12 protein-coding genes are annotated in these 20,421 nt (G+C 70.9%); 6 read left to right on the top strand and 6 right to left on the bottom strand.

The window, feature by feature from the left end; genetic code table 11:
- Nucleotides 1-186: 186 nt before the first annotated feature.
- Nucleotides 187-825 carry a hypothetical protein gene (locus OEB96_RS34670; protein ID WP_266221135.1) on the bottom strand — a complete coding sequence of 213 codons (639 nt, stop codon included), beginning with the start codon at nucleotides 823-825 and terminating at the stop codon, nucleotides 187-189.
- Between the two features lie 232 nt (nucleotides 826-1,057).
- Between OEB96_RS34670 and OEB96_RS34665 the strand changes: the two genes are divergently transcribed.
- Both OEB96_RS34665 and OEB96_RS34660 read left to right on the top strand, forming a co-directional pair.
- Nucleotides 1,058-3,442, top strand: a complete 2,385-nt coding sequence (locus OEB96_RS34665; protein ID WP_266221134.1) for a HEAT repeat domain-containing protein — start codon at nucleotides 1,058-1,060, stop codon at nucleotides 3,440-3,442.
- Nucleotides 3,443-3,583: 141 nt separating this feature from the next.
- The gene (locus OEB96_RS34660; protein WP_266221133.1) at nucleotides 3,584-4,318 is read left to right on the top strand and encodes a metallophosphoesterase family protein; all 735 of its coding nucleotides are present in this window, start codon (nucleotides 3,584-3,586) and stop codon (nucleotides 4,316-4,318) included.
- 7 nt (nucleotides 4,319-4,325) lie between these two features.
- On the opposite strand, the gene OEB96_RS34655 is transcribed toward OEB96_RS34660, so the two are convergent.
- Together OEB96_RS34655 and OEB96_RS34650 are read right to left on the bottom strand one after the other, a co-directional pair.
- Nucleotides 4,326-6,311, bottom strand: coding sequence for a biosynthetic peptidoglycan transglycosylase (locus tag OEB96_RS34655; RefSeq protein ID WP_266221132.1), 1,986 nt, complete (start codon nucleotides 6,309-6,311; stop codon nucleotides 4,326-4,328).
- 116 nt (nucleotides 6,312-6,427) lie between these two features.
- Complete coding sequence (locus tag OEB96_RS34650) at nucleotides 6,428-7,363, bottom strand: D-alanine--D-alanine ligase family protein (protein WP_266221131.1); 936 nt, start codon at nucleotides 7,361-7,363, stop codon at nucleotides 6,428-6,430.
- Between the two features lie 97 nt (nucleotides 7,364-7,460).
- Between OEB96_RS34650 and OEB96_RS34645 the strand changes: the two genes are divergently transcribed.
- From OEB96_RS34645 to OEB96_RS34630, 4 genes are all read left to right on the top strand, one after another.
- Nucleotides 7,461-9,140, top strand: a complete 1,680-nt coding sequence (locus tag OEB96_RS34645; RefSeq protein ID WP_266221130.1) for a winged helix-turn-helix domain-containing protein — start codon at nucleotides 7,461-7,463, stop codon at nucleotides 9,138-9,140.
- 4 nt (nucleotides 9,141-9,144) lie between these two features.
- The gene (lipB, locus tag OEB96_RS34640; protein ID WP_266221129.1) at nucleotides 9,145-9,864 is read left to right on the top strand and encodes a lipoyl(octanoyl) transferase LipB; all 720 of its coding nucleotides are present in this window, start codon (nucleotides 9,145-9,147) and stop codon (nucleotides 9,862-9,864) included.
- 1,181 nt (nucleotides 9,865-11,045) lie between these two features.
- On the top strand, nucleotides 11,046-15,968 hold the full coding sequence (locus tag OEB96_RS34635; protein WP_266221128.1) for a sigma 54-interacting transcriptional regulator: 4,923 nt from the start codon (nucleotides 11,046-11,048) through the stop codon (nucleotides 15,966-15,968).
- A gap of 154 nt (nucleotides 15,969-16,122) precedes the next feature.
- Nucleotides 16,123-16,566: a hypothetical protein gene (locus tag OEB96_RS34630; protein WP_266221127.1), complete on the top strand. Its 444-nt coding sequence runs from the start codon at nucleotides 16,123-16,125 to the stop codon at nucleotides 16,564-16,566.
- A gap of 71 nt (nucleotides 16,567-16,637) precedes the next feature.
- Here the strand turns inward: OEB96_RS34630 and OEB96_RS34625 are convergent, their stop codons facing one another.
- The 3 genes from OEB96_RS34625 to ftsY form a co-directional block, all read right to left on the bottom strand.
- Entirely contained in the window at nucleotides 16,638-17,621 is a 984-nt protein-coding gene (locus tag OEB96_RS34625; protein WP_266221126.1) for a hypothetical protein, read from the bottom strand.
- 12 nt (nucleotides 17,622-17,633) lie between these two features.
- Nucleotides 17,634-18,647 (bottom strand): outer membrane beta-barrel domain-containing protein, encoded by a 1,014-nt coding sequence (locus OEB96_RS34620; protein ID WP_266221125.1) that lies wholly within the window; start codon nucleotides 18,645-18,647, stop codon nucleotides 17,634-17,636.
- A 602-nt stretch (nucleotides 18,648-19,249) separates the two neighbouring features.
- The coding region (gene ftsY / locus OEB96_RS34615; protein ID WP_266221124.1) for a signal recognition particle-docking protein FtsY at nucleotides 19,250-20,421 on the bottom strand (1,172 nt) is incomplete at its 5' end.

Genomic DNA, 20,421 nt, shown 5'->3' with positions numbered 1-20,421 from the left:
CTCTCAGTCGGATGCGGGGCGAGCAGAGTACAGCGCCCCGCTCGGCCTCCCTCATGCCCCCCTCCGGGGGGCAAGCTGGGTGTACCGCCAGCTCTCAGTCGGATGCGGGGCGAGCAGAGTACAGCGCCCCGCTCGGCCTCCCCCCATGCCCCCCTCCGGGGGGCAAGCTGGGTGTACCGCCAGCTCTCAGTCGGATGCGGGGGGCATCATGGAAAGGACCTCGACGTAGTCCGCCACGCCGAGCCGTGCAGGGGGCAGGCCCTCGTCCGCGTGCTTGGCCGCGAGCAGCTCCAGCATCAGCTGCAGGGTCTCGAACCGGCACGTGAGGCTGTGGAACTCGTCCTCGGGCACCGGCGGCAGATCGGCGAGGCGATCGCTCAACCAGGTGGCATCGTCCTCACCCGGATCGTCCTCGGGTCGAGCGGGGCGTAGGCCGAAGCCGCTGTCGAACGAGGGCCCGGGGGGCAGGCGGGGATCATCCTCACGCAGACCCTCTCCCGCGATCGCCTCGTAGGCCTGGTCGACGGGGGAGAAGTGCACGAACTGGGGCTCCACCAAGAGCCGCAGACGGCGAGGGATCTGGCCATCGCCCACCCAGGTGCCCCCCATCTCCCGACGCACCAGCTCACCGAAGTAGGCCCCGGCCCCGGCCGCCAGCAGCGAGACGATTGGCTCCCGATCCTCGTCGCGGGCCAGGGACAGATAGTGGTCCACGAACGCGAGCGAGGTCGGGGTGCCATCGAGCACGATCCCGAGGGCGCGCTGCACCTGGTCGACGAAACCCTGCGACAAGGCCTCGACGAGGACGAGCGCGCGTTGTTGCACGTCGTCGGTATCGGCTGCGGACGGACGCGGCTGCGCCGAAGTAGCGCGGGGGGCGCTGCCGAGAACGGATGCATCGCTCGACTCTGGTCCCGGGCCCGAGCCCCGCTCGTTGGACATGCGGCAACCTTTACACGAAGAACGCGGCAACGCTATGTTGCCGCCACGCCATTCCGTGCCGCCCGTCGACTATAGCTGGTCGGAGAATGCTCTCTTCGTCTGTCGATGCGGCTCGATGTATGCCGCTCGACGGTGGCGGTGGATCGACGGCGACGTTCGACCCGGATTGCTCGACCGCGCCAGCCTGGGCGGCCCGTGGGACGGTGCCTGCCCCTCGTGCGGCAAGGATGCCTCGGGTCATGCGGCGTGGGTGGCCGTGTACCCCCGTCAGCAACGCGCCACGTTGATGCTCGACGCCTCCCGACGCGGCGACGTGATCGAGGAACTCACCGCCCATCTGGCCCGGGTCCGTCAACGCGGCGAGCCGGTGCCCACCTGGATGCTCGGCCCGATGCCGCGGTTCGTCGAGTCCCAGGTCGAGGCGCACCCGCTCGGCGATGCCCCGCCGCGAGAGGAGACCACCGCCCGACGGGCCCTGGCGGATCTGCTGGGGAGCGAGCCCGCACGGCCGACCCCCGCGCGCATCGAGCCCGCCGCGTCACCGGTGCGCTCGCCCCTGGCGCCCGAAGGAGAGGACGACGAGGCGACGCTGCCGCCCCAGAGCCTGCGCCCCAACACCGATCCCAAGGGCATCGAGCTGAACTCGATGCACCTCGACGACGACGACCTCGACGTCTCGGGAGCGCATGCGCTGTCGCTCGAGGGACCGCTGGGCGACGATGCGCTGGGGGACCCGCTCGACGACGACCTCCATGCCGGCGTCCCCCAGATGATCGGCTCCGACTCGCCGGCCCCCGAAGCTCCCCGCCGACCGAGCTCCATTGGCACCTACGTGGCCGACCTCACGCTCGACGAGGTGGTCGCCTTTCGCATCCGGGTGCATGCCGACGCGCTCGGTCAGTGGGAGGCGGCGCGCCTCTCGGCGCGACCGATCCACCTTCGCGGTCGCGGCTACCCCCTGGTCGGCGTGCGGGTGGTCGCCTCCTACATGGGCCAGATGGGCTGCATCGACGCGATCGTCGACGTCGGCAGCACGCTGGCCACCGACGTGTTCCGGCGGCTGTCCGATCGCTTCGAGGTGACCCTCTACCTCGAGCATGGATCGCGAGAGGTCGAGCGCGTGATCCGGTCCGAGGGTCTCGAGCCCAACGCCGCCCTGTGCATCGAGTCGGCCCGGGGGATCCTGGCGCGCGGAGAGTACCCGCCCCAGGAGTTCGACAAGGCCCGTCGCGCGCTCGAGGCCGAGCCCTGCGAGGTTCGCCTGGCCCCGCCCGACGTCACCATCGCCCCCGGGGCCTACCAGCACATCATCGGCGCGCGCGAGGCGGTCGCGGCCCTCGAGCACCTCGAGCGGGTCTCTCACAAGGACACGCTGGCGCGGCTGCTCGAGGTCGATGGCCTGCCCATGGCCGAGTACGACGCCATTCGCCGACGCGTCCTCGAGGGCTCGCTGGCCCATGGCCTGTGCGCGCCGCGGCGCTTTTGGCGACGCCTGGTCGCGTCCGGGCTGGCCCGCGATCTCGACGACTACACGATGCGCCTTTGCGCCAATCGAGCCGAGCACGAGGGCGAGGAGGGCGACCTCGACGAGACGGCCGCGCACGAGGCGTGGCTGGCGATCCACGACCTGTGCCGTCGCAAGGACATCCCGCCGCCGCCCCCGCTTCGGCGCGCCCTCGACCTGCCCGAACCCGAGCCCGTGCGTCCCCGCCCGCCACCGCGGCGACAAGCCTCGGGTGAGATTCGCTCGGGTGAGATCGGAAGCGGCACCCCGCCCTCGTCTGCGCCCATCACCCCGCCGGCCGGGTCGTTGGGCATCCGCTTGCGCAACCCCACCCAGCGCTTGCGCGCGGCCACCGAGGTGCTGCAGGGGAGGGCATCCCCCGACGATCTGGGGCAGGTGATCGATGCGCTCGAGGCGTTCGAGACCAGCGAGTTGCTGGCGCTGCTGCCCGACCTCGCCGATCTCGGGCCGCGTGCGGTTCCGGGCCTGGTCGCCAAGCTCCAGTCCGAGAGCCGCGAAGTACGACAGGCCGCCGTGATTCTCCTGGGCATGTCGCGCGAGCCCGAGGCGCTGGAGCGCCTGGCGGAGCACCTTGTATGGGAGCCAACCACCGTGTGGCTCGACGTCGCCCGTGCTCTGGGCTGGTACGGCACCGCTGCGATCCGGAGCCTGTGCCAGCTCTTGCGGTCCGAAGCGGCCACTCCTCGCGAGCAGCTGGCCATCGACCGCGTCGCGCGGGCCCTCGCCGAGATAGCGGTGGCCCAAAGCGACACCCAAACGGGCCACGATGCGGTGCGGGCCCTGGCGGAGGCCGCCGACCCGCGGGTGTCCACGGCGGCCCGAAGGGCCCTGGCCAACCTCGCGGAGGTGACGACGTCGGGCGCTCAGATTCGAGGCGAGATACCCTTGAACGAGGTCACCGAAATTCGGGCCTTTGCGCGGCGCGCGTACGAGGCCATCATGGTGCCCGAGCTCGAGGTCGAGGCCGAGGGCTGACGGTCGAGCCGCCGCTGCGGCGGCGCGTCCCTTCTCGAGAACCACGAGCTCGTTCGTCCGCACCATCGCCTCCGCCGCGTCTCACTCCCTCGTTTCACTCGGCTTCGTCTCTTTTCGGACTACCGTCTCCTACCGGCAACAATGCGCTACGGGATCTTCAGCGACACCCACGCCAACCTCGAGGCCCTCGAGGCGGTGCTGCGGCAATTCGACAAGCACAAGGTCGACAGCCTGGTCTGCATCGGTGACACCGTGGGCTACGGCGCCCAGCCCAACGAGTGCTGCGACAAGGTTCGCACGCTCACGCGCTACACCATCCTCGGCAACCATGACGCGGCGGTCGCCGGGCGCATGGACTACAGCTACTACTACGACGCCGCGCGCGAGGCCCTCGACCACCACGCCCGGGTGCTCAGCGCCGACAACATGAAGTGGCTCCGCAAGCTCCGCTACCGCGAGACCGACGGTGACACCCACTTCTGCCACGGCTCGCCGCTCGACCTCGAGCAGTTCGAGTACATCTTCACCATCGATCAGGCGGCCACATGCATCCCCATCTGGGAGAAGCTCGGGCAGGTCACGTTCATCGGGCACTCGCACCTGTGCAAGTCGTATGCGCTCGGCAAGCAGCGGGTGTACGAGGTGATCACCAAGCGCTTCGAGGTCCACCCCGAGTTCCGCTACATCGTGTCGGTGGGCTCGGTGGGGCAGCCGCGGGATCACGATCCGCGTGCCAGCTACACCATCTACGACAGCGGACAGGGCGTGTTCGAGTACCACCGCATCGAGTACGACGTGGCGGCGGCCGCCCAGCGGATCTTCGACAACCAGTCGCTGTCCGACAGCTTCGGCGCGCGGCTGTTCGCCGGGGTGTAGCGCTCGCTCAGCGGCGATCGAGCAGCTGCAGCTCGTCGCGGAGCGCCTCGAGCATCTGCGCGCGGCTGATGAAGCCGGCACGGTGCATGCGACGCACGTGCTCGTCGAGCACCTGCCGCCACGGATCGTCGACCCGGCCGTCCTCGAAGCGCGCCGCGTAGCGCGCTGGAGCGGGGGCGAGCGCCGCCAGATGGATCGACTGCAGCACCGACAGCGCCGACGCCGGCTTGCCGAAGTAGAGCCGCGCCGCCTCATCGACGCCGTGCGTGCCCGAGCCCAGCTCGATCACGTTGAGATAGAGCTCCATGATCCGCGCCTTGCTGGTCGACGCCTCGAGGCGCGCGGTGAGCAGGGCCTCCTGGAGCTTGCGACCCCAGGAGCGGTCGACTCCGAGCCACAGGTTGCGTGCGGCTTGCTGCGAGATCGTGCTGGCCCCTCGGCTCACCCGGCCCTGCACGAGGTTGTGCCAGAGCGCGTGCTCCATCTGCTCGCGATCGAAGCCGTCGTGGCGCCAGAACCGGCGGTCCTCCATCACCACGAATGCGCGGGCGAGCAACGGCACCTCCGACAGCGACACGTAGCCCGGGGCTCCCGGCGCCATCACCCGTCGCCGGGCCTGGCCGCGATCGTCCACGAACCGGTGGTGGTAGGGGCCCGAGAGCGCCGCGAGATCGAGGCGTGGATCATCGGCCACCACGGTGCAGCGCTCGAGGAACGGGAACGAGAAGTCGAGCCGGCCGAGCGTCGCGTGCTCGAGCGGGAGCAACGGCTCGTTGCCTCGTCGTGCCCGCGTCAGCGCGGCGCGGTCGAGGTGGAGCGCGGCATGGGCCTGCAGCGCCCCCTCGAGGCGGGTCCCGGCCACCATCTCCGACATCGCCTCGGGAAACGCGTCGAGCAAGGACTGACAGGACAGGGGATCCAGCGCGGTGTGCAGGTCCACGACATCGGGTCCGGCCTCGAGCGTCAGCGATGCCCGGGCATCGCGATGCGTGGCCCAGCCCGTGCCGCGAACCGAGTCGGCATCCCACGACAGCTGGCCCGAGAGCTCGAGCGCATCGAAGGCCACCGGCTCGCGGGCGAGCTTGGGATGATCGATCACCAGACCATGGAGGCGCAGCCGCTCCACGTCGGCGGCACCGGCCGAGTCCCCGCGCTCGTCGAGCGCGAGGGTGGCATCGATGCGGGCGCCGCCGAGGCGAAGACCGAAGGCATCCAGCGTCCGCTGGCCCAGCGTCCCCAGGGTGGCCATCGAGAAGCCTTCGGCCTGGATGCGAAGCGAGCGAGGGCGGCGGCCGGGCTCCGAGATCGGAGCCCGCACGCCCAAGCGCCCGCCCGCGGCGTCGCGGACCTCCACCGCAAGGGCCTCGCGCGAGAGATCGAGCGAGATCTGGGCGATCTCGCCATCGTCGATCCTCACCGGACCCGTCGCGTGCCAACGCTTGGGATCACCGCCAACTGCGGTGGCAGTCCAGCGCGCGGGACCAACGGCGTGGGCACCCCAGCCTTCCACCTCCATCGTGAACGAGGCGGTGGCTCCCCCATGACCGTCGAGATGCAGCTCGGGATCGCCGAGCGTCAGGCCCACGCCATCGCGAGCCCACCGTCCGGAGCCCTCCACGCGCACGTGCACCGGAACCCCATGGGTATGGAGGGGCCGCGCATGCGAACGCGCGCGGGGTCGGGCATCGGTGGCGGCCGGCGTGGCGGAAGTCTTCGGGCTCGTGAGGGCTCGGTCGAGCACCAGTCCCCGGGCCGTCACCTCGACCCCATCCAAGCCCACCGTGATCGCCACCTCCTGCGCCTCGACCCGAAATCCCGAGGCCTCGCGCCAGGGATGCCACAGGCGCAGGCCTCCCAGATCCACGTCGGCCTGGGCCACCCCTCCGCAGGTCCCCGCCGCAGCCGGGCACCGGGCCGTTGCGGTCCGCAGTGACTGGAGCGCCGAGCCCTCGGCCAACGCGGGGCCGCACAGGGCCAGGGCCCCTGCGATCATCGTCGTGATCGCCTTCGGTCGCGCGAGCACTCCCGTGCGATGTGCACGGGCCTCGCGTGCCGCGGGCGGCGGTCGTTCGCTTGCCGAGCGTCCTTCGAGGCGACCCACGGTGCGCCTCACTGGAGCATGGGGGCCGAGTCGTGCGAAGGCGTCCACACGGGCACCTGCAGCAGCAACGGATCGATGAGGCGGGCGATCAGCGCGTCGTAGGTCAGCCCGGCGGCGGCCGCCACCCGAGCCACCACCCCGTCGCGATGCAACGGAGGCAGGGGCTCGACCTCGAGGATGACCTCGTTGTGTCGGGGGTGGAGCATCAGGTCGACTCGGGTGGCACCCTGCAGACCCAGCGCATTCACGGCCCGGCGGGCCAGGTTCTCCACGCCATCGCGACGGCCTCGTGGAAGGTCGGCCGGCACCGTCATCTCGACGACCACGCCGCGATCGTCGCGAGCCACCTCGGCGACCCCGAGCACCCGGTCGTCGAGCAGCACCACCTGCAGCTCACGGCCGTCGACCTCGCGCTCGAGCACCACCTCCTGGTCCACGTCGAGGGCCTGCTCGATGGCCGCGCGAACCCCGAGGGGGGTCTCGAGCCGCGAGATGCCCTCTCCATGGGCGCCACGGCGGGGCTTGACCACGCACGGCCAGCCCAGCAGCTCGAGAGCGCGCTCGTCCGCCCGCCGCCCGGGCCCCAGGGCCACCGCGGAGGGCACGGGAAGGTTGTGGTAGGCCATCAACTGCCGCGAGCGGACCTTGTCGAAGGCCAGCGCGGCGGCCGTACCCGAGGGCCCCGCGTAGGGCAGCCCCCGCAGCTCGAGCAGGGCCTGGATGTCGCCCCGGCTGCCCCGGCGGCCATGGAGGGCCAGGAGACACGCCGTCACCCCGCTGTGCCGCAGGGTCAGGTCGAGGTCCTCGTCCACCATCAAAGGAAGGGCCCGGTGACCCAGGCGGCCCAGGGCCGCGGCGAGATCGAGCGCGCTGCGGTGGTCGGCCAGGGTCGGGGAGGGCACGGCCGCGGTCGAGGTGAGGACGCCAAAGGTGAGCGGACGCATCGCATTTCGCGCTAGCAGGGCTTGCCAACGCGCCGCAAGTTTTTGGATAAATGGGGGGAGCGCGGGCCGCGAACGCGATGGCCGGCGGACAATCGGGATGACCTTCCTCGAGGCTGCGATCGAAGTCCTTCGCAACGCCGACGGGCCGCTCCACTTCAGCGAAGTGGCCAAGCGTGCGGTCGAAGGCAATCTCCTCTCTCACGTGGGCCGCGACCCCGAGGCCGCGATGCAGACGTGTCTCAAGTCGGCTGCCCGCACGGGGCACGGCGAGGAGCCGCTCATCATCCGCGACAAGCCGGGCGTGTACGGTCTACGGCCCGGCGCCGTACTGCCGGATCCCCCGGTCAGGCCGGCCACGAAGACCGTCGAAGAAAAGTCAAGCAAATCGGTGGGTTCAGTGGCAGAAGCGAAGGCGTCGGACGAAGGACCTGACCGCAAGCGTCGACGGCGAGCCAAGGCCCGCGGTGAGGCGCCTGCGCCCGCATCGGTCGAGGTCTTGCCCACCCGCAAGACCACCAAGAAGACCAAGGCCAGGTCCAAGGCCAAGGCCGAGCGCAACGCGTCGCGCAAGGACGCGGCCGAGCGTGCTCCCGAGGACGAGGAGGCCGCCGAGGACGAGCTCGACGCCGATGCCCTTGCGGTGGATGCCGAGGACGAGGACCAGGACGTGCCGGAGATCAAAGCGGTGGAGTTCGAAGCGCCCTCGGGCTCGGGGCTCGACGGGGTGACCGACGTTGCGCTGGTCATGGCCAACGCGATGTCCCGGCTGGTCGAGGAGCGTCCCGAGCTGCGGGACGAGCTCGACGCCATGCAGCATGCGATCGAGGTTGGCGCCCAGGAGGCCGCCGCGGCGCGGCAGGCCGCGGAGCGCGCGGCTCGGGCCGCCCTGCGGGACCGAGACCGAGAGCGGGAGCGCGAGCGGGAACGCGAGCGCGACCGGGACGACGAGCGTGGTGGCCGCCGCCGCCGCCGTCGCCGTCGACGGGGCAAGCGGGTCGACTGGTCGTCGGGGGGAGGCCCGCGGGCGGCCGCCGGCAACCTCAACGAGAAGCTGCTCGATCATGTGGCCGCGGTGCTCGAGGACGCGGGGACCCGCTCCCTGCACGTCCGCCAGATCGCCGAGACCCTGGCCAACAAGGGGGTGCTGGGGGGAGAGATCTCCGAGATCGAGCGCGCGGTGACCGCAGCCGTCCTGCTCGACATTCGAGCGGTTGGGCGTGCTTCGCGCTTTTCGGCCCGAGGGGACGCGCGCTATCAGCTCCAGGGCACCCGGCTCCCCGAGAAAGCCGCCAAGGCCGAGCAGGCCCTCCGAGGGGCGGCGCGCGTGGTCGAGACCGAGACGCGAGAGCAACTCATCCAATGGCTTCAGTCACTTGGGGCCCGAGCTCTCGAGTCCTTGGTGAGGATCCATCTCCAGCGCGAAGGCTACTCGTTGGTCTCCGCCCTCCCGCCCAGCCGAGGACTGGGCAAGCTCGTGGTCGAGGATCCCGAGCCCGAGTTCGAGGACTCACGGCTGCTGGTCCTCGTAATCCCTCGTCGCACCGCGCTCGAGGCGCGGGCCTGGGACGGCGAGGCCGAGCGCAACCACTGTGGAGGGGTCGTCATGTTTGCCATGGGCGAGCTCGACGACGCCGCCTCGGGGGATGCTCGCGTCATTGGCGCGGGCGAGCTCGCCCAGTGGATGGTCGACCAGCAGGTGGGGGTGGACCGCCTGGCCATCGAGGTGCCCGTGATCGACCCGACCTTCATCGAGTCGATCGGGGGGCTCGACACCTGACGGGATGAGCGCACCGCCGGCACCTCCTCCCCCCGAGCGCTTGGTCGCCCAGTGGCTTGGCCGGGGTCGCTTCGAACCGGTGCTGCGGCAGCAGCTACAAGCGCGCGACGCGCTGGTGGAGGGGCGGGGTCCCGCCATGATCCTCCTGGTGGAGCATCCTCCCGTGCTCACCCTGGGCCGGCGGGGAGAACGCAGCGACGTCCTGTGGAGTCCGGCGCTGCTGGCCGCGCGGGGGGTGGAGGTGTGCGAGACGCCGCGCGGCGGCCAGGTCACGCTCCACGCCCCGGGGCAGCTGGTGGCCTATCCCATCGTCCGGATCGGCTGGCGCGTGCGCGAGCACATCACCCGGCTGGGTCGGGTCGCCACCCGCTTCTTCGAGGATCTCGGGGTGAAGGGGCCCGAGTTTCGCATCGAGCACCCCGGGGTTTGGGTCGACGAGCACAAGATCGCCTCCATCGGGGTCCATGTCAGCCGGGGGGTCACGGTCCAGGGCATCGCCATGAACCTCGAGGTCGACCCCCTGCTGTTTGGTGCGCTGGTCTCGTGCGGCATGCAGGGCCCACCCGTGGTGCGCAACGCCAAGGATCTCGGGGCGCGCTCGATCGCCTTGCCCGACGCGGCGCGGCGCTGGGCCGAGATGTTCGCCGAGGACCTCGGCGCTCCGCTCGAGTGGGGACCGGATCCGGCTCCAGGCCCAGGTTCGGGCCCAGGCCCAGCAGGGTGATCGGTCGACTCGGTCGACGCGGGTGCATGCTATCGTCGAGCGCGTGGCGACGGGCCATTCCCGCGTACTGCGCTGGTGCATGACCGCGCTCGGCGCTTGCCGCTCGACCATGGTCGTCAGGGGACATCGTCAGTGATCACTGGAGCCGCCTTGGTTGCCTGTCTGTGGGTGCTCGACGCCATTGGGTTGGCGTCTGCCGCAGCCCCAGCGGGGCACAGTGGACTGCCGGATGCGCCACCGCCGAAGGCGGCGACACCCACCAGGGTTGCACCGCCACCCGAGGGCGCACCTCCTGAGGGCGCGTTGCCACCCGAGGGCGCATCACCCAAGGACGTGCGGTCACCCGAGGGCGCAACATCCGAGGGCGCACCGCCACCCGAGGGCGCGCCACCGCCGGAGGGTACGCCACCACCAGACGGCATATCGCCACCAGAGAGCACGCCAGCCACCTCAGTAGACTCCGAGGCCAGTCCATCCGCCGAGCCCGCGGCACCGGCGTCGCTCCCTTCCCATCCTCCCTCGCCGCCAGGGAAGGGCGAGCCCCGGGCCTGGGGCGGTGTCGCGCACACACCGCTACCCCGACCCCCAAAGGCCGTCGATCCCTCGAGCCTCGACCCCAACCCCTGGCGAGGCCGGTTCTGGCTGGGAATCGCCCTCCATGCCTCGATCCCCGTCGCGGGCCGGGCGCCGGCTCGCGGTTCCGTGGTCTCGGTGGTTGGAGAAGCCACTCTCGGGTGGCGGGTCAACCGCCTCCTCGGCCTCCACACCTCCGTTTCCACCTTTGCCCACGAAGCGGCCTGGGTCACCGTCGTTGGCGACGATGGGACGATCGGGGAGGGGGTCGAGTATGGCAGGATGACGGCTTTCGATCTTCTCACCGCCCGGGTGTTCCTTCCGTTGCCAAGGCGGATCGAACCCTGGGCAGAGGTCGGCGGAGGGGTTGGCATTCGGCGGGCTCCACTCGCCGATGAGCCACCGCGAGCGGCAGGACTCGCTCGCTTTGGGGTAGGGGTCGACTTCTGGTTGGCGCCTGCGTTCTCACTGGGGGTCTCGACCGCCTACCGGACGACGATCATCGGTGATGCAGTAGGCCACGGCCTTCGCGCGGGGGTCGATCTCGGAGTCCACTGGTAGCAACTCCGGGCAGGACAAACCGCCAATCTTGGTGTCTACTACCGACGGTGCTCGTACCCGATGAAGATCCAGCCAATCTCATTGGCGATCTCGTCGGTCACTACGGTGATGTCGTTCGGCTCGGCGACGGAGCCGAAGGTGGTGCCTTGGCGGCAACGGAGCGTGCGACCGGGCGTCGGGTCGTGCTCAAGCGCGTGCCTGCCGCCCAGTCGTCGGCCATCCGATTTGCCTTTGGCGTCCTGCGTCGCGCCGGCTCCCCGCACCTTCCCGCTCCCCGGGCCTTGCTCAGCACGGCCGATGGCGCGGGATGGATGGTCACCGACTGGGTGGCGGGCGCCCCGCTCTCATGGGCGCGTGCTCCTCGCGCCGTGGAGGCACTTGCCGAGATCAGAGCGGTGGCCCATGCGCTCGCGGCCATCCACGGTGCGGGGACCCACCACGGCGACGTTGCTCCTGGCAACGTGATCACCACCCCCGAGGGAGGGGTGGTCCTCGTGGACCTGGGGCAGCTCGGTCGGCTTGGCTTGGGAACCCCGGGATTCTTGGCTCCGGAGGTCCTGGCCGGAGGCGGGGGAGCGGCCGCCGACCGGTTCTCGCTGGGTTGTCTCTTGTGCCTGCGCCTGCTCGGCGAGCCTCCGTGGCGTCGCCCCGAGGCGCTGCTCGAGGTTCGCGACGCCGCCGCGGTCGATGCCCGGCTCGATGCGCTTGGCGCTGGCGAGCTCGAGCCCCCCGTGCGCGCGCTGCTGGGACGCTTGCTGCATCCGCGGCCCGACCAACGGCTGGCCGATCCGGCGCAGCTCGTCGATCACCTCACGCGCCTCCATACCGCGGCCGATCGAGGCGTCGACCTGCAGCGGGTCGAGCCCTGGTGGCGCCCTGCTCGCTGGCCCTACCACGGTCCGTCGCTCGACGCACTCGTGGCCCGCCTGGCCGAGTCGCAGCCGCCGCGGCTCGTGGTCGTCGCCGGCCCGGCGGGGGTCGGTCGTGGTCGTGTGGTCGAGGAGCTGGTGCAGTCGCTGCAGGCCCGCGGGGTCTTGGCCCGAGCATGCGAGCCCTCTCGGCTCGCCCGCGTGCTCGGTCGCCCCGAGCCGTGGCTCGATGCGTGGCGCACCGCAGAGCCCTCCGGGGTGGTGGGCTTGCTCGACCGTCCGGTGTGGCCCGCCGCGCTCGCGGCCACGGAGGCCACGGCCTTGCGGGCGGCGGTGCTCCAGGAGGTGGCCGCTCGCGCGGGCACCTCGCTGGTGCTGCCCGTGTCCGCTGCGCTCGGCGACGCGCTGGCCGAGCGCGGCGCGATCGTGCTTCGCGTCGAGCCATGGTCGGAGGACGACGTGGCCCAGCTGCTCGAGGGGGTGGTCGATCCTCCGCGGCGGGGTGCATGGGCGCGACGGCTGCACGAGGCCACCGGGGGGTGGCCGGCTCGCGTGGTGCGGGCGGCCGAGGCCTGCGCCGTTGCGCAGCTCGCCGATCCCACCGCGCCGGCGGTCGACGAGGCGCTCGCGCGCGCCGCCGAGGCGGCGCCCGAGCTCGGCCCGGGGGTGGCTCGGGCCGTGATGCTCGCGGTGTGGGGAGTGGCCTCGGCCACCGACTCGCTGCCCGCCCACCTCCATGACGGCGAGCGGCCCTGGGCTTCCGTCGAGGCGGCGGCGCGCCGTCGTCTCGGCTCCGAGCTCCCCGAGCTCGCTCGCGAGGCCGCCGCCGTCGCCCATGCCCAGGACGAGCCGCTGCGCCTGTCGCTGGCCATCGATGCCGATCGCTCCGCCGCGATCGAGCCGTGGCTGCTCGAGCGCGGCGAGGAAACGCTGGCGTTGACCCGCTGGCTCGATGCAGGCGGTGCCGCCCGCCTGGCGCCCCTCGCCGTGGCGATGGCGATGCGTCAGCGATTGGCCCGCGGCGATGTCGACGCGGTGCTGCGGCTGGCCTCGCATGCCCCGTGTCCCGAGGGCGGTCTACTGAAGGCGCGTGCACTCCAGCGCTGCGGTCGGCTCGCCGAAGCGATCGTGTGCGCCGAGGAAGCCGCGGCCGCCACCGATCCGACCCTGGCCTGGAGCGCCGCCGGTCTGCACTGGCGGCTATGGATCGATCAGGGCCATGCCGCCGAGGCGCTGGCGCAGGCCCGTCAGGCCCTGGCCCACGCGCCCGAGGCGGGAGTGGGCCCGGCAACCGCCCGGCTGTGGGGCGCCATGGCGGCGCTGGTCGAGGGCGAGCACGAGCAGGCCGCCGCCTGGCTCCGAGCCGCGATCGCGGCCGTCGCCGACGAAGACGGTCCCGAGGCCGCCGGCGTGCTCGCGCGCGCGCAGCAGCTGCAAGGCAACCTGGCCCAGGCTCGGGGTGATCTGCGAACGGCCCAGCAGCGCTACGCCCAGGCCGCCGAGGCGTTCGAGGCTGCGGGCGAGCCGGTTGGTGGTCTCATGCTCCAGGGCAGTCTCGCGGGCCTGGCCGTGCTCGCGTTCGACTTTGCCGGCGGGCTGGCCCACGGGCGGGCGGCGGTCGGTGGCCTGGTGGCGCGCGGCCAGCTCTCGGCCACCCTCGAGGCCGGGCTGAACCTCGTTCAGCTGCTGGTGCGAGTGGGTGCCGATCATCAAGCCCAGGCGCTCGGCCGGCTGCTGCACGACCTCCATGGTCAGTCGGAGTCCGGCTTGCCCCGCGCTCGTCTCGAGCGCGTGCGCGCCGAGCTCTCCACCATACGCTTGCGCCCGGGCCCCCGCGGGGTGGCGCGAGGTGCCCGGGCCGCCGCGCAGACGCGCTTCGTCGATGCCGCCGAGCGTCTGGAGCAGGCCGGGGTGCCGGTCGAGGCCTCCGAGGCGTGGCGTCGTGCGGCTGGGCTTGCCCGCGTCGAGGGCCAGCTCGAGCGCGCCGCGGCCCACCTGCGGCGCGCGTGGTCGACCGCGGGGACCGATGCCGATGCGCAGGCCGAGCTCGAGCTCGAGGCTGCGCTGCAGGATCTCGCGGGGCCCTCGCCCGGCGACGCTCCCGAAGCCACCAAGGGCCTCGCGGCCGAGCCCCTGCCCGAGCTCCGCCCCCCTCGTGCCCCTGGATCGCGAGTCGAGACCGATGGCCTCGAGCTCGCCTTGGCTCGCCTCGCTCGCCTGCCGGGCCCGTTGGTCTGGCTCGAGCGTGGCCGGGTCGACCTGGCCTGGGCCTACGATCGCACCCTCCTCGCGGCGCTTCGCCGCCGCCTGCCCGCCGACCACCCCGCCCGCCGTCGCCTCGCGCAGCGGTGGCTCTCGACCCTGGAGCTCGTCATGAAGCAGACCGGTCCTCTCGATCGCACCGCGGTGCGTAGCGCCCTCCTGGTCGACGGCGGCGATCCTCAGCCGCTGCGCGACCTGCTGGCCGAGCTCGAAGACGCCGCACCCACGCGAGCACCCGCCGCGGTGGCTCCGGCCTCCGTGGAGACGCCCGAAGACCCGCGCCACGAGCAGCTCCTTCGGATCTACCGCCGTCTGGCCCGCGAGGATCGGCTCGACCTGCTGCTGCAGCAGGTCGTGGACGCCATGATGGATCTGACCGATGCCGAGCGGGGGGCGGTGGTGGTGCTGCCCACCGAGCACACCACCCGCCTCGAGGTCACCCGCGAGCTGGCCGAGGGCAGCGAGGGCGTGCGCTTCTCTCGCTCGGTGATCGAGCGGGTCCTCGCCGGTGGCGAGCCCGTGATCTCCGTCGATGCCGCGGCCGACGATCGCTTCGATGGCTCGCGCAGCATCAGCCACCTCAACCTTCGCTCGGTGCTCGCGGTCCCGCTCCACTTCCGAGGCGAGCGCCTGGGCGCCGCCTACGTCGATCATCGCCTGCGCCGCGGCAACTTCGACGAGCACGACCTGGCTCGCATGGAGGAATTCGCCGAGCTCGCCGCGCTCGCCGTCGCTCATGCGCGCGCCCTGGCCGAGCTCCGTGCCCAGGCCGAGGCCATGTCGATCCAGCGGGCCGAGCTCGCACGGCTGCTCGAGGCTCGCGAGGCCGAGGTGATCGGCCTGCGCGAGGAGGTGCGCAGTGCCCAGGGTGCCACGCCTCGAGGCTATCGTGGGATCATCGGCTCCACCGCGGTGATGAGCCGCATCTTCAAGCTCATCGATCGCGTGGCCGATTCCGATGTGCCGGTCGTGATCCACGGCGAGAGCGGCACCGGCAAGGAACTGGTCGCTCGCGCGCTGCACGAGGCCGGTCCCCGCCGCGACGGGCCGTTCATCGCCGAGAACTGCGGGGCCATTCCCGAGACCTTGCTCGAGAGCGTGCTGTTCGGACACGCCAAGGGGGCGTTCACCGGGGCCAGCACCGCCAAGGCGGGCCTGTTCGAGGCGGCCAGCGGCGGCACCATCTTCCTCGACGAGGTCGGGGAGATGAGCGCCGCCATGCAGACCAAGCTGCTGCGGGTGCTGCAAGAGGGAGAGCTGCGGCGGGTGGGCGAGAACCGAGCCCGGCCGATCGACGTGCGCGTGATCGCGGCGAGCAACCGCGATCTGCCGGCGATGGTCGAGCGCGGCGAATTCCGGCGCGACCTCTACTACCGGATCAACGTGATCAAGCTCGAGCTACCGGCCCTGCGCGATCGCATCGACGACCTCCCCGCGCTCATCGACCACTTCTTGCGGGTCCACGGTGGCGAGGGCAGGGCGCCCTTGCGGGTGTCGCCCGTCGCGATGCGACGGCTTCGGCAGTACGAGTGGCCCGGCAACGTCCGCGAGCTCGAGAACGAGGTGCAGCGATGGCTGGCCCTGGCCGAGGGCGAGGTTGGCCCCGACGATCTCTCGATGGCCCCGTCCCCGGCTGGCGGCGAGCCGATCATCATCGATGACGACGACGATGATCTCCAGATCCGCCCCCGCGTCGATCGCATGGAGCGTGCCCTCATCGCGCGCGCCATGGAGCGCACCGGTGGCAACCAGACCAAGGCCGCCGAACTCTTGGGCCTTTCGCGCTACGGCCTCCAGAAGAAGCTGCGCCGCCTGGCGGAGGGCGGAGACGAGCCATGAGTGCGAGTCGCCAACTTCAGTGGCAGGCTGCCACCCCGGTATGGCCATCCAAGTTGGCATGGCACCCTGGTGCCGCGCGATAACCTCGCGTCTTGCCACGACCTACGCTTCGGAACGGGGCTTGCTAGACTCCCGTCCGGAGACCGTGCCCACCATGCCCTTTCCCAAGCATCGCGCATTCGCCGGCATCCTCCTCGCTGCCTTGTGTCTGCCCGCTTGTGCCACCCACGAGGTGGAGCCCGCGTTTCGCGCTTCGGTGTTCATCGACGATCGCGGGATCTCGATCCCGCTGCCGCCGCCCAGCCTCATCGACGAGCCTCAGCAGGAGGTCGAGGTGCAGGGCGAGGTCGTCGGTCTCGACGACGAGGCGTCTGGATTGGTCGTGCACATCATGGATGGGGCCAGCGGGGCCGAGATCGACGTACCGCTCGAGGATGGCAGCACGTCGTTCCTGGGCACGGGGTTGAGCATCGATCTGACCGACAACTGCCTCGAGCTGTGGCTCGCCGACGACGACGGCCGCGAGGGCGACCACAGCTATTACAAGGCCGTCATCGACGAGTCGGGCACGATGATCTCGGTCATCGAAGGGTGTTAGCCAGCCGGGCTTGCCCAAAAACGAAGAAGGAGGCCGTAGTGGCCTCCTTCGTCTTGGCTCGTGCGGCTCGTCTACTTGGTCCGCTTGGCCTTGAACGGGATGTAGATCTTGGCGCCGAGCTGCAGCGTGACGTTGTGGAACACGTCCTTGTCGGCGCGATCGACCAGCGGCGGGATGTCTGCGACGGTGGTGTTGAGGCCCGCGAGGTTGTTGCTGGTGACGATGTCCTGCACCTCGAGGTTGATCGCCACGGCATTGCCGGTGAACAGGTGCACGCCTCCGCCGAACGAGAAGCCGAGCTTGATGCCGTCGTCGGGAAGCACCGGGTGCAGCAGACACTCGGCGTTCTGGCCCGAGGCCGCCGAGGTGCAGTAGGTCGGGTTCCCGGGATCGGTGTCCAGCCCGAGCCGCTCGGCGGTGCTGTCCTGATCCTTGTAGTGCTTGGACCAGCCCATCAGGCCCAGGCCACCGAACAGGTAGATGTCGTAGTTGGTGAACGCCGCCGAGAACAGACCCAGCTTGCCCGCGAACGGGGTGAACACCGCGTCGACGCTCGCTTGCCACTGGGCACGGGTGAGGCCGGCCTGGAAGTCGTGGAGCAGCGGCGCGGGGTTGTCGGTCTCCGCCAGCGGACGACACGGGGCGCCACCGCTGGGCTCGGCCGGACACGTCGGACCGTTGGCGACGCTGGTGTCGGGCTGACCGGGCGCAATGCCGACCGGCAGACCACCGCCGTTGATCGCTCGCAGCAGCGACGACTCGACGGGGACCACGCCGTAGCCGAAGCCCGCCCGCACGCCGATCCAGTCGGCGAAGTGGAAGCCCGCCTTCGCGCCGGCGTACCCCATGTGCACGAACGGCTGCGACAGGCTCATGCCCACGTAGGGCGTGAGCTGGAAGCGGAACTTTCGCAGCTGGAGCTTTTGGCGAACGATGGGCTCGCCCTCCAGCACGCTCTTGCGACCTCCCGGAGCGGCCGAGGCCTGCGCGGGGGCCCAGATCCAAGCTGCCGACAGCACGGCAGCGACGGTGAGAAGCTTGCGGATCGTCTTCATGTCGCGCGCGGCCTAGCGAGGAGTCGTGTACTCGAAGGAGGTGGGGAAGAAGAAGCTCACGCCGAGATAGAAGGTCACGTTGTGGGCGAGCTGGGGCGAGGACGCTGCCTTGGCCTCGGCCGGATCGTCGAGCGCGGGGTCGTCGACGCCGGTGCCGGGCGTGGTGTCCGGGCCGCGGGTGCCGGGCTCGAGCCGGTCGGCGAACAGCAGGTAGCGAACACCGAGGTCGAAGGCGAACCAGTTGACGCGGGGCAGGTAGGTGCGGGTCTTGAGGGCGACCAGGCCACCGCCGGTGAAGTTGCTGAACGGCTCGTGCAGCGACTCGTAGCGGGGGATGACCCGGGTTTGCATCACCGCGCCACCGATCGACCCACCGGCCTCCCAGTGGAGCAGGGCGCGGTTGAAGATGGCGATCTTCCCGTACATGAAGTTGTACGTGAAGTCGACGTTGGCCTGCCAAAGCACCTCGTTGGCGGTGAGCAGCAGACCTTCCTGACGACGGATGTTGTCGTAGCGGGGCGTCTTGGCGCCGATGAGACCGGTGCCTCCCAGGCCCAGCGCCATGCGGTTGGAGATCCAGTAGTCGGCCTCCACGCCCACGGTGTAGTGGCGCACGTAGGGGTCGTTGACCGTGATGCCGAACTGCGGCTGGAGCTCGAAGCGCTTCTTCTTGAGCATCCGCTGGCGCTGGACGACCGTGATGAGGCCCATCTCGGCCTTGATCTGGTCTTCCTCGGAGTTGGCATCGGGCGCGGCCTCCTCGGCGGACGCGGCCGCGCCAGCGCTGCCGCCGTCGTCGCCGAACACGTCGAGATCACCACCGCCACCGTCGCCGTCGTCGACCACGACGTCGCCGTCACCGCTCGGCTCACCGCCACCTTCCATCTCCTCGTCGTCGACGATGACGAGCTCTTCCTCGTCTTCGGGCTCGTCGGCGCTCTGGTCGTCGAGTTGGCCATCGACGTACGTGGCCGAGACGGCTCCCCACGAGACCGGCGGTGCTGCCGCCAGTGCGGTCGCGGGCATGGCCCCCAATGCCCCCAACACGGGAGCTGAAGCCAGAAGGCCCGACAGCGGGCCGGAGAAGTAGCGTCGCATGCTCACCTCAGAGAGAGAGATCGAGAGTGACGTGGCGAGGAGGGACAGACGCATCGCAGAGTCGCGAGGTCGAGCCCGACGTGTACCGACCTGGGGTACGTGTAGGGCAATTTGGCGAGCCGACCCTATCACAGCGTTTTGGCCGCGCACAACAGGACGACGGCAGTGGCGAAGCCAGGGGTCGAGCCGAAGTGGAGGCAAGGAGCACCATGATTGCACGGCGTTCCACGGGCATGATGACCCAGTCGCCGACGGTGACTGGTCTTAGCTGGCTGCGCGGTGGTTTGTAAAGAGGCAACGAGGGTCCTGGGCGGAACGGGCTCCGACGCGCCCGCGGGAACCTCACTCCCGGGCGGTCGGGCTGGCCAACGCCTCACCCCCCAGGGGGAGTGAGGTTTCCGCGGCCTCGACCGTGGGGGCGTACTGTTTGGGCGTGCAGGGGGGCGGCGGGAGCCGTGCACGTGGCTGCCGAGGGATGCCTCGGGGGCGAGGGCGACCGGGTGAAGGCGACCGGGTGACGGTGGGAATGGTCAGACGGTGGCCGATGCATCGGCGCGATCGCGATCGACCAACAAGGCGTCCACGAAGCCCTCCGGATCGAAGGACCGGAGGTCGTCGATGCCCTCGCCGATTCCGATGTAGCGGATCGGAATGCGCAGCTCGTCGCAGATGCCGAGCACCACGCCGCCCTTCGCGGTGCCGTCGAGCTTGGTGACGACCAGCCCGGTGAACCCCATGGTCTCCTTGAAGAGCTGAGCCTGGGCCAGCGCGTTCTGGCCGATGGTGGCGTCGAGCACGAGGAAGGTGTCGTGAGCGCCTTCGATGGTGGATGCCCGCGCTTCGGGCAAGCCCTTGGCGATCGCCTTGGCCGCGGCGCGGCCGACCTTGGCCAGCTCGTCCATCAGCTCCTTGCGCGTGTGCAGGCGTCCCGCCGTGTCGCACAGCACCACGTCGAAGCCCTCTCGTCGGCCGCGGGCAATGCCCTCGAAGATCACCGACGAGGGGTCGGCCTTGTCGGCTCCCCTGTGGATCTCGCAGCCCACTCTGCGCGCCCACACGTCGAGCTGCTCGACGGCGGCGGCGCGGAAGGTGTCGCCGGCGACCAGCAGCACCTTGCGTCCGGCCGCGGCATGCTGGGCCGCGAGCTTGCCCAGCGTGGTGGTCTTGCCCACGCCGTTGACGCCGATCATCAAGAGCACGTAGGGCCCGGGATCGGGGGCGTAGTCGGGCGCGGGCGCGGGCAGATCGAGGAGCTCGAGCATGGCCTGGCGGATCACCGACCACACCGCATCGGGGTCGGCGACCTCCTTGGCGTCGAGCACCTGCGTGACCTTGGCCTGGAGCTTCTCGGCCGTGCCCGTGCCGATGTCGGCGGTGAACAGCACCTCCTCGATCGAGTCGCGGAGATTGGCATCGACCTTGGGCTTGCCCTTGAACAGCCGCGCGAGCTTGGCCACGAAGCCGCCGCGGGTCTTCTCGAGCCCCTTGCGATAGCGCTCGCGATCTTGCTCGCGACGCAGGGCCTGGTCGGTGGTCGCGACCTTGGGCTTGTCGACGGGAAGCGGGACCGCGCGCGCGGGCGCCTCGGCCGTCTTGGTGGGCGAGGGAGCCGGGGTGGGGGAGGGGGCGCGGGCCTGTCCCGGCAGCGGGGGCGGAGTGAAGAACTTGGGCCGTACGTGCCTGGGTGGCTGGTCGGGCTTCT

The sequence above is a fragment of the Paraliomyxa miuraensis genome (assembly GCF_026337845.1).
Classification (GTDB): Bacteria; Myxococcota_A; Polyangia; order Nannocystales; family Nannocystaceae; genus Paraliomyxa; species Paraliomyxa miuraensis.
Note: the sequence above shows the minus strand (reverse complement) of the source record. Positions and strands in the feature narration are given on the sequence as shown.